At 44.9% G+C, this 9,061-nt stretch carries 9 protein-coding genes; 7 read left to right on the forward strand and 2 right to left on the reverse strand.

Annotation, left to right across the window (positions count from 1 at the left end; all coding sequences use genetic code 11):
* Together VIP81_RS09385 and guaA are read right to left on the reverse strand one after the other, a co-directional pair.
* On the reverse strand, positions 1–238 hold a 238-nt coding region (locus tag VIP81_RS09385), incomplete at its 3' end, for a hypothetical protein (RefSeq protein WP_331958928.1).
* Positions 239–406: 168 nt separating this feature from the next.
* Entirely contained in the window at positions 407–1,945 is a 1,539-nt protein-coding gene (gene guaA / locus VIP81_RS09390) for a glutamine-hydrolyzing GMP synthase (protein ID WP_331958931.1), read from the reverse strand.
* A 92-nt stretch (positions 1,946–2,037) separates the two neighbouring features.
* Between guaA and VIP81_RS09395 the strand changes: the two genes are divergently transcribed.
* The 7 genes from VIP81_RS09395 to VIP81_RS09425 all read left to right on the forward strand — a co-directional run bounded on the left by VIP81_RS09395 (position 2,038) and on the right by VIP81_RS09425 (position 9,041).
* On the forward strand, positions 2,038–2,775 hold the full coding sequence (locus VIP81_RS09395; RefSeq protein WP_331958939.1) for a head GIN domain-containing protein: 738 nt from the start codon (positions 2,038–2,040) through the stop codon (positions 2,773–2,775).
* A gap of 322 nt (positions 2,776–3,097) precedes the next feature.
* Positions 3,098–4,018 (forward strand): hypothetical protein, encoded by a 921-nt coding sequence (locus VIP81_RS09400; protein WP_331958942.1) that lies wholly within the window; start codon positions 3,098–3,100, stop codon positions 4,016–4,018.
* A 238-nt stretch (positions 4,019–4,256) separates the two neighbouring features.
* The gene (locus tag VIP81_RS09405; protein WP_331958945.1) at positions 4,257–5,393 is read left to right on the forward strand and encodes a beta-ketoacyl-ACP synthase III; all 1,137 of its coding nucleotides are present in this window, start codon (positions 4,257–4,259) and stop codon (positions 5,391–5,393) included.
* 24 nt (positions 5,394–5,417) lie between these two features.
* A complete protein-coding gene (locus tag VIP81_RS09410) occupies positions 5,418–5,816 on the forward strand; it encodes a hypothetical protein (RefSeq protein ID WP_331958949.1) in 399 nt (132 codons plus the stop codon).
* Between the two features lie 102 nt (positions 5,817–5,918).
* Positions 5,919–6,923, forward strand: a complete 1,005-nt coding sequence (locus tag VIP81_RS09415; protein WP_331958952.1) for a BtrH N-terminal domain-containing protein — start codon at positions 5,919–5,921, stop codon at positions 6,921–6,923.
* A 16-nt stretch (positions 6,924–6,939) separates the two neighbouring features.
* Positions 6,940–7,689 (forward strand): ABC transporter ATP-binding protein, encoded by a 750-nt coding sequence (locus VIP81_RS09420; protein ID WP_331958955.1) that lies wholly within the window; start codon positions 6,940–6,942, stop codon positions 7,687–7,689.
* A 59-nt stretch (positions 7,690–7,748) separates the two neighbouring features.
* Positions 7,749–9,041 (forward strand): ABC transporter permease, encoded by a 1,293-nt coding sequence (locus VIP81_RS09425; RefSeq protein WP_331958958.1) that lies wholly within the window; start codon positions 7,749–7,751, stop codon positions 9,039–9,041.
* Positions 9,042–9,061: the final 20 nt, after the last annotated feature.

The following is a 9,061-nucleotide window of genomic DNA, read 5'->3' on the forward strand; positions in this document are numbered from 1 at the left end:
AGAAGGCGATATTGTAGGTAGCTTTCTTTACTTCTTTACCGAATGCCGGCACATTAAAAGGTGCTTTTGCTGCGGTGGCTGTTTTTTCATCCGGTTTTTTGGCCGGAGTAGGTTTGCTCAAAGATGGCGGAGGTCCGTCTACCCGTTTGGTACTTTTCCTGGAAGATGAACAGGAGCTGATCAATACCAATAATACCAGTCCGGATATCAGGTGTTTTATAGAAACTAAATGGTTCATAATTGGCGCTAATTTACAAAAATCATTCCGTAGAAGCGGAAAGCTGAAAGCAAAAAGCAAAAAGCTATTGCAGCGGATAATTAGCGGCCATATTTTAGTCATCCGCATTAATCATCCGCTGCAATAGCTTTTTGCTTTATCCTTTATGCTTTATGCTTCCAGGAAAAACTATTCCCATTCAATAGTAGCGGGAGGCTTGGAACTGATATCGTATACTACGCGGTTGATGCCTTTTACCTTGTTAATGATGTCGTTAGACATTTTCGCCAGGAATTCGTAAGGCAGATGCGCCCAGTCAGCAGTCATACCATCTACGGAGGTTACTGCACGTAATGCCACGGTGAATTCGTAGGTACGTTCGTCGCCCATTACACCAACGCTTTGTACTGGCAGCAGGATGGTACCCGCCTGCCATACTTTGTCGTATAAACCGGCTTCTTTCAGTCCTTCTACATATACGCTATCTGCTTCCTGCAGCATATGTACTTTCTCAGGGGTGATAGCGCCGAGGATACGGATAGCCAGACCGGGACCCGGGAAAGGATGACGGCCCAGGAATATTTCGCTGATACCAATTTCGCGGCCAACGCGGCGTACTTCATCTTTAAAGAGGAAACGCAGTGGTTCTACCAGTTGCATATTCATCTTTTCAGGTAATCCGCCTACGTTGTGGTGGGATTTGATGGTAACGGAGGGACCGTTTACAGAAACGGATTCAATTACATCGGGGTAAATGGTACCCTGACCCAGGAAAGAAATATCGGTGAGTAGGGTAGCTTCCTGTTGGAAAACATCGATAAACAGGCCGCCGATGATTTTACGTTTTTGTTCCGGATCGGAAACACCGTCCAGTTTACCGTAGAAAAGATCTTTTGCGTTGATACCTTTTACGTTCAATCCCATATGTTTATAGGATTCCAGTACGGTATCAAATTCGTCTTTTCTCAGCAGGCCGTTATCTACAAATATGCAGAACAGGTTTTTGCCGATGGCTTTGTGAATTAGTTCAGCTGCAACGGTAGAATCTACGCCACCGCTCAATGCCATTACCACACGCTTATCGCCTACCTGTGCTTTTATTCTTTCTACTGTTTCGTGTACAAAAGCGGCTGGAGTCCAGTCCTGGCTGCAATTACAGATATGTAACAGGAAGTTGCGCAGGATCAGTTTACCTTCCAGGGAGTGTGTTACTTCCGGGTGGAACTGCAAACCAAACATCGGGTTGGCAGCCAGGGTCGTATTTTTGAAAGCCGCTACCGGTATATTTTCTGTAGTGGCAATGATTTCAAAACCTTCAGGAATACGTTTAATGCTATCTGCATGGCTCATCCAAACCTGGCTTTTTGCAGAGATATCATATAATAACTTTTCCTCTTTGTCATTGTGCTCCATAAAGGCGCGGCCATATTCGCGGAGGTTGCTTTTCGCTACTTCACCGCCAAACACTTTGGCCATCATCTGCGCACCATAGCAAATACCGAGTACCGGTACTTTTGCGGCAATGGCGGCAATGTCAATGATAGGCGCATTTTCGTCATTCACCGAAAACGGACTACCGGATAATATAACACCTTTGATCGTTTCGTCCCAGGCAATGGGCTGAAGACAAGGCTTAATTTCGCAATAAACATTCAGTTCACGGATGCTGCGTGCAATCAGCTGTGTATACTGCGAACCGAAATCGAGGATAAGTATCTTTTCTGTCATGGTGGTGCAAAGATAAAGTCCTTCCGGCAATTTCGGATTTTGAAATTCGAAATTCAGAAATCTGGTGTATCTTTCTGTTATAATCTAAACCCATGATATCAACAAAATCACTCCTATGTCAGGCCATGGTGGCCATTTCAGCAACATTGATGTTAAATTCCTGTGATGTGATCGGCCAGAATCGTGTGAAGGGAAACGGGCACGTTTCTAAGGAAGAAAGACAGGTATCGGCTTTCCACCGGGTAAAAGTGGAAGGCAGTATGAATGTGTATCTCGCGCAGGGCGCTGCCAAGGCGGCCGTTATTGAGGGAGAAGACAATATTATCCCACTGGTAGAATTAGTAGAAGAAGATGGCCGGCTGATTGTCCGTCTGAAAAGAGGATACTCCATCAGCACGCATGAGGACCTGAATGTGTATTTAACGACACCAGAAATAAATGAGGTGAGTTTGTCCGGCTCCGGAGATATTAAGCTGACAGATAAATTTACTTCCAAAGCGGATGTGAAGATGGCGTTGTCCGGCTCTGGTAATATCAAAGGAGACATTACAGCACCGGCGGTGAAAGCGTCTATTTCCGGTTCCGGAGATATGGACCTGAAAGGGGAAACCAAGGATGTCAACTTATCTATTGCTGGCAGTGGCAACTTCAAAGGGGATAACCTGTTGTCTGAAAATGTGGAAATTTCGATCGCTGGCAGTGGCGATGCAGATGTATATGCGAGTGTGAAGCTGAATGCAAAAATTGCCGGTTCCGGTGATGTAACTTATAAGGGTACTCCGGAAGTATCTTCTTCTGTAGCAGGTTCTGGTACAGTACAGAAAAAATAGATATCAACATTTGCAAATCTTTAACATTTCTGATATCATAATTCGTACCCTTTATCTGTTTATAGGGATGTTTTAATAGCATATCTCAAGTCCTTGAGTCCAGGTACAGCATTCGCTAAATTACAGGGGTTGATGCTGTACCTGGCTGGGGCACAAGTGATTACCCCCATATTTTATACCCCATCCCATCAAGACTTCGCGTCAAATTATCATTAAATCACATGAATGATGGCTGTTTTTTTGTATGTTTACAGCTTGAATTGTGGATTTGCCATTTGAATTGTTGATTTACGTCTTGAATTGTTGAACTCCTATTCCTTTTATGAACGAAAGACCGAAGATCCTGGTGGTATATTATACTCAGACAGGGCAACTGAAAAGGATTATTGATCATGTGCTGGCGCCGTTGGAAGGCAAAGCAGATATTACGTTCGAGCAACTGGTGCCTGTAACGCCGTTTCCATTCCCTTGGGGAAAACAGCAGTTTTATGATACCATGCCGGAAACTATTCAGGCTACTCCGCGGGCCATACAGCCGGTGAAAGTAGATGTGAATGCGCATTTTGACCTGGTAATACTGGCTTATCAGCCCTGGTTTTTATCTCCTTCACAACCTACTGCTGCATTTCTGCAGAGTGAAGCCGCCAAACAATTATTGAGAGGAAAGAAAGTAGTTACCTTAGTGGGTAGCAGAAATATGTGGCTCAATGCACAGGAGAAAGTGAAAAACTACCTGCAGGAGGCTGGCGCCAGTTTAGTAGGCAATATCGTATTGGTAGATAAGTCACCCAATCTTATATCTGTTATTACTATTCTGCGTTGGGCATTTAAGGGTAAAAAAGAGGCCACGCGGTTTTTGCCGCAGGCGGGTGTGCAGGAAAATGAGATCATTACTTCCGGTCGTTTTGCCGGACCTATAGAAAATGCATTGTTACGTAATCAATGGGAGGAGTTACACCCACAACTGCTTTCCCTGGACGCAGTAGAGTTAATACCCAACCTGGTTGTTCTGGAAGGTAAAGGACACCGGGCTTTCAAGTTCTGGGCGAAATTTATCAGTGCCAAAGGTGGTCCGGGCGCTGCTTCCCGTCAGGGGCGTGTGTCCATGTACCGGGGTTTGCTGCTGTTGGGTATCTTTGTTTTAACACCCATCTCCCTGATAACGTCTATTATACAGCTGAACCTGAAAAAGGCGAAATTGCGCCGTGAAGTGGAGTATTATAAAGGTATTTCCCTACGTTAGTACAGATCAAGTCCACCTTTAAAGCATATCAAAGGCTGGTTAAAGGCAGGTATGAAGCATACTTAAAACGATCTTTGTGCCATGGCGTGATAGTTGTAATTCCAATTAGAATTCTATATTTACGTCTATATACAACGTATATTAAATTAAAATATGTTTTTCACTGTGAGCTGGCTGGTAAGGCAAGGCAGTTCTGATCAGGTTTTACATGTAGCCTTAAAAGACGAATCATATTCAAATGAAGGAAGTTTATATTACCAGGCTGTCTAAATTTTTACCTAACAAGCCTGTTGAAAATGATGAAATGGAGAGCATTCTCGGCATGGTAGATGGAAAGGCTTCCCGTGCACGTTTGAAGATACTGGGTAACAACAAAATAAAAACGCGTTACTATTCTTTGGACAAGGAGGGGAAATCTACTCATTCTAATGCGGAGATGACTGCGACAGCGGTAGAACAATTGTTTGATGAGAAATTTCCGATCAGCAAATTACAATTACTGGCTTGTGGCACCACTTCTCCTGATCAGTTGCTGCCCAATCATGCAGCAATGGTACATGGCATCCTGAAATGTCAGCCGGTAGAGTTGATTGCGGCTACAGGTGCGTGCGCAGCTGGTATGCAGGCTTTCAAATATGCGTGGATGTCTATTCGTTGTGGTAATACTTCCAATGCAGTAAGTACAGGTTCTGAAAAATTCTCGGCCTGGATGCTCGCGCAGAAATTTCAACCGGAAGCAGAGAACCTGAAAAGCCTGGATGAAAATCCGATCATCGCTTTCGAAAAGGATTTCCTCCGTTGGATGTTATCTGATGGTGCCAGTGCTGCTTTGTTTCAGGATAAACCTAATGAAGAAGGTTTATCGCTGCGGGTGGATTGGGTAGAAATATTATCCTACGCCAATGAACTGGATACCTGTATGTATGCAGGCGCTATCAAACAGCCAGATGGCAGCACCACCGGCTGGATAGATATGACGCCGGAAGAATGGGCACAACACAGTGTATTCTCCTTTAAACAAGATACCCGCTTACTGGGTAAAAATATAGTTCCTTCCGGAGCAAAAATGTGGAAAGAGCTGGTAGAGCGTCATAACATCAACCTGGAAGAACTGGACTTCTTCCTGCCGCATCTTTCCTCTGAATTTTTCAGGTTAAAGATAGACGAGGAAATTACCCGTTTAGGCGTGCCTGTGAAGCTGGAAAAATGGTTTACCAACCTGGCCAATGTGGGTAACGTAGGTACTGCCTCTCCTTATCTGATGCTGGAAGAGTTGATGAACACCGGTCGTTTTAAGAAAGGACAGAAAGTAGTATTAATGGTTCCGGAAAGTGCACGTTTTTCTTATGCTTATGCACACATTACGGTAGTATAAGCGGTAACATTTAAAACTGGCATCATGAAAAAAGAGGAAGTACCGCAGGATAGCGATAACCTGCATGAAGGTACATTCAAGCAGATTATGTATGCGGTGGATAATTCCGGCAATTACGTGCAGGTGCAAAGTGCTGGCTGGGAACCGGAAAATATTGCACTTGACCAGGCATGGGAAGAAGTAAATGAGAGAGTGAAAGCTGCCCGCGCCCGCGTGGAAGCAGGTGAGATAAGTCCCGTAGCCTATTATATGGAAAAGAACCTGATGGACCTGCCTTTGCTGGCAAGTTATGTAGGGAAATTTCAATGGCAGGTAAAAAGGCATATGAAGCCGGATATTTTTAAACGGCTTTCTTCAAAAATGCTCCAGCGTTATGCGGATGCCTTCAAAGTAAGTTTAACAGATCTGCTACAGGTCAAATAAAATATCACGCAAAGGAGCAAAGCAGCTAGGCAGCAAAGAAAAATATAAGATAAAATTCTCTTTGCTGCCTAGCTGCTTTGCTCCTTTGCGAGCAACAATATTATGAATAATTCTTTTTTCCAACACGCGCAAACGGCACATTGCGAGAGTGGAGTGATTTCAAACCTGCTGGGGCATTACGGCTTACAGATCAGCGAGCCGATGGCGTTTGGTATTGGTGCTGGTATATTTTTCGGACATCTTCCTTTTTTAAAGGTAAATGGGGTGCCTGGCACTACCTACCGGATATGGCCGGGAGCTATTTTTCAGCGGGTATGTAAGCGTCTCGGCGTGAGAATGGAATCTGAAAAATTTTCTACACCGGAGAAGGGGATGGCCGCATTGGATAAAGTAATTGAAGCCGGGATACCTGTTGGACTACAATCCAGTGTTTATTATCTGCCTTATTTTCCTGCATCCTATCGTTTTCACTTTAATGCACATAACCTGGTAGTATATGGTAAGGAAGATGGACAATACCTGGTAAGTGATCCGGTGATGGATACTGTTACCACTATTGATCCGGAAAGCCTGGAACAGGCGCGCTTTGCGAAAGGATTTCCGGCTCCTAAGGGCAAAATGTATTATCCGGTACATGTACCATCAACGGTTTCTTTTGAAAAGCCGATCCGGGCAGGTATTGAGCAGGCATGTCATTTTATGCTGAAGGTGCCGATCCCGATGTTTGGTGTAAAAGGTATCCGCTACCTCTCCAGAAGGGTACGTAACTATGCGGAAAATCCGGGTGACCGCAAGGCTACCCTGTACCTGGGAAATATTATCCGTATGCAGGAAGAAATAGGTACCGGTGGTGCCGGTTTCCGTTTCCTGTACGCCGCATTTTTACAGGAAGCTGCCGTGATGCTGAAAAAAGACGAGCTAAGTAAACTGGCAGGTGAGCTCACCAAAACCGGCGACCTTTGGCGTAATTTTGCATTTGCCGCAGGCCGTGTATGTAAAAGCAGGTCGGCAGATAACATCTCCTATAAAGAACTCAGTGAAATGCTATTGCAATGTGCCGCTTCTGAGGAAGCTTTCTTTAAGAAACTGGCACAGGTGAAGTGGTAATTAAAATATGAATGAAATGACGTCCGGCCTATCAGTTAACGAATTATATAAAACCTACAAAGGAAGCGCGGAGCCTACATTGAAAGGACTTACGTTTCAGTTTGGGGAAGGAAAGATGGCCGGTTTGCTGGGACCTAACGGAGCAGGTAAAACAACGACTATTTCTATTTTGTGTGGTATCGTGCGTGGAGATAGTGGAAACGTAATGATTCATGGTTTAAAACAGGACGCGGCACACAGAGAACAGATCAAGCAGATGATTGGTATTGTGCCACAGCAAATTGCGCTGTATCCACAGCTGTCGGCGGTGGAAAACCTCACTTACTTTGGCAACCTGTATGGTTTCAAAGGAAAGGCTTTGCAGCAAAAAATCATGCATTACCTGGAGTTGTTTGGTCTGGAGAAGAGTGCGCATAAAGAGATTCATAAATATTCCGGCGGCATGAAGCGGCGCGCCAATATTATCGCCGCTATATTGCATGACCCCAAATTACTGGTACTGGACGAACCTACCGCAGGAGTAGATGTGCAGTCACGCAGTATGATATTGCAATTTCTGCGCGACTACAATCAGCAGGGCGCCAGTATCCTGTATACTTCCCATTTGCTGGAAGAAGCACAGTCGTTATGTGAAGAAGTTGTGATAATGGACGAAGGAAAAGTGGTGGTACAGGGAAATCCGCTCACCCTGATTCAGGATCATCCGGCCTGTAAAAACCTGGAAGATGTATTTCTGCATTTTACCGGTCATGCGGTCAGAGACTAGCTGTTGAAGGATCAGGAGCATTAATGAACACTAAAAGTTAAAGCAACGGGTTACCCGATATGTTAAGATTACTGGCAACAATTAGGAAAGAGTGGCAACTGCTGTTACATGATAAAACAGGATTAATACTCCTGTTTGTGATGCCGCTGGTACTAATTACGGTGATGGCGCTGATTCAGGATGCCCCGTTCAAGGATTACCAGGATATCAAATTTGATATATTGACGGTCGATAACGACCATGGTCGTTTGGGGCGTTATGTAAGAGAAGGGCTGGAGTCTGGCGGGCAATTTAATATCATTGATTCGCTGGAAGGTAAACCCATAACAGCTGAGCGGGCCAAGGAGCTGGTGAATGACGGCAAATACAAGATCAGCATCATTGTACCTGCGGGGGCTACGGCAGCTATTGTAAGTAATGCCAACCGTATTGTGAACGACATCTCTCAGCGTATGGGCATGTCGGTATCGTTACCGGTAAAGAAAACGGCCGATTCGCTGAATGTGATCATTTATTTTGATCCGGCCGCCAAGAAAGCCTTTAAGGGCGCTATTCACCAGGCATTGGATAATTTTCTTACCCAGGTAGAAACAGATATGTTGCTGGACCGCATTAAGCACCAGCTACGCAGTAAAGACTCAACCGCCGCCAGCACAGATACTTTACCCATCCGGCTGCAGGCCGTTGGATTAAAGGAACATAGCACTGGCACGGCTAAGCAGTTGGATGTTATCTCCAATTCAGTACAGCATAACGTGCCTGCATGGAGCATCTTTGCTATGTTTTTTATCGTGATTCCAATTGCCGGGAATATGATCCGGGAAAGAGAAGATGGAAGTTTGTTGCGGATGAAGTTGATACCGGGTTCTTATCTGGCTATTCTGGCGGGCAAGATGTTGTTTTTTGTAGGCATCTGTGTGTTACAATTTTATGCCATGATGCTCGTGGGCATTTATATATTGCCCCTGCTGGATTTGCCCAAACTGGTGATGGGACAACATCATGGCGCTACCGTTCTGGTAGCTTCGGGAATAGGACTGGCAGCAACGGCTTACGGCATCCTGATTGGCACGATATTTAAAACGCCTAACCAGGCGCTGAACTTCGGAGCCATCTCTATTGTCATACTATCGGCCATAGGCGGTATCTGGATTCCACTGGAAGTGATGCCGGCTAAAATGCAGCTGTTGGGACATTTGTCGCCGCTGAGCTGGGGACTGGATGCTATTAACGATATATACCTTCGTAATGGAGATATTGACTATGTGTGGAAGAATGTACTGAGATTATTACTCACGGGATTGGCTATGCTGGCCATAGCCGGGTGGGTAGAAAAAAGAAGAATGAACTGATAAATGTTTTCAAAACAATA

The organism is Chitinophaga sp. (genome assembly GCF_036566945.1).
Classification (GTDB): Bacteria; Bacteroidota; Bacteroidia; order Chitinophagales; family Chitinophagaceae; genus Chitinophaga.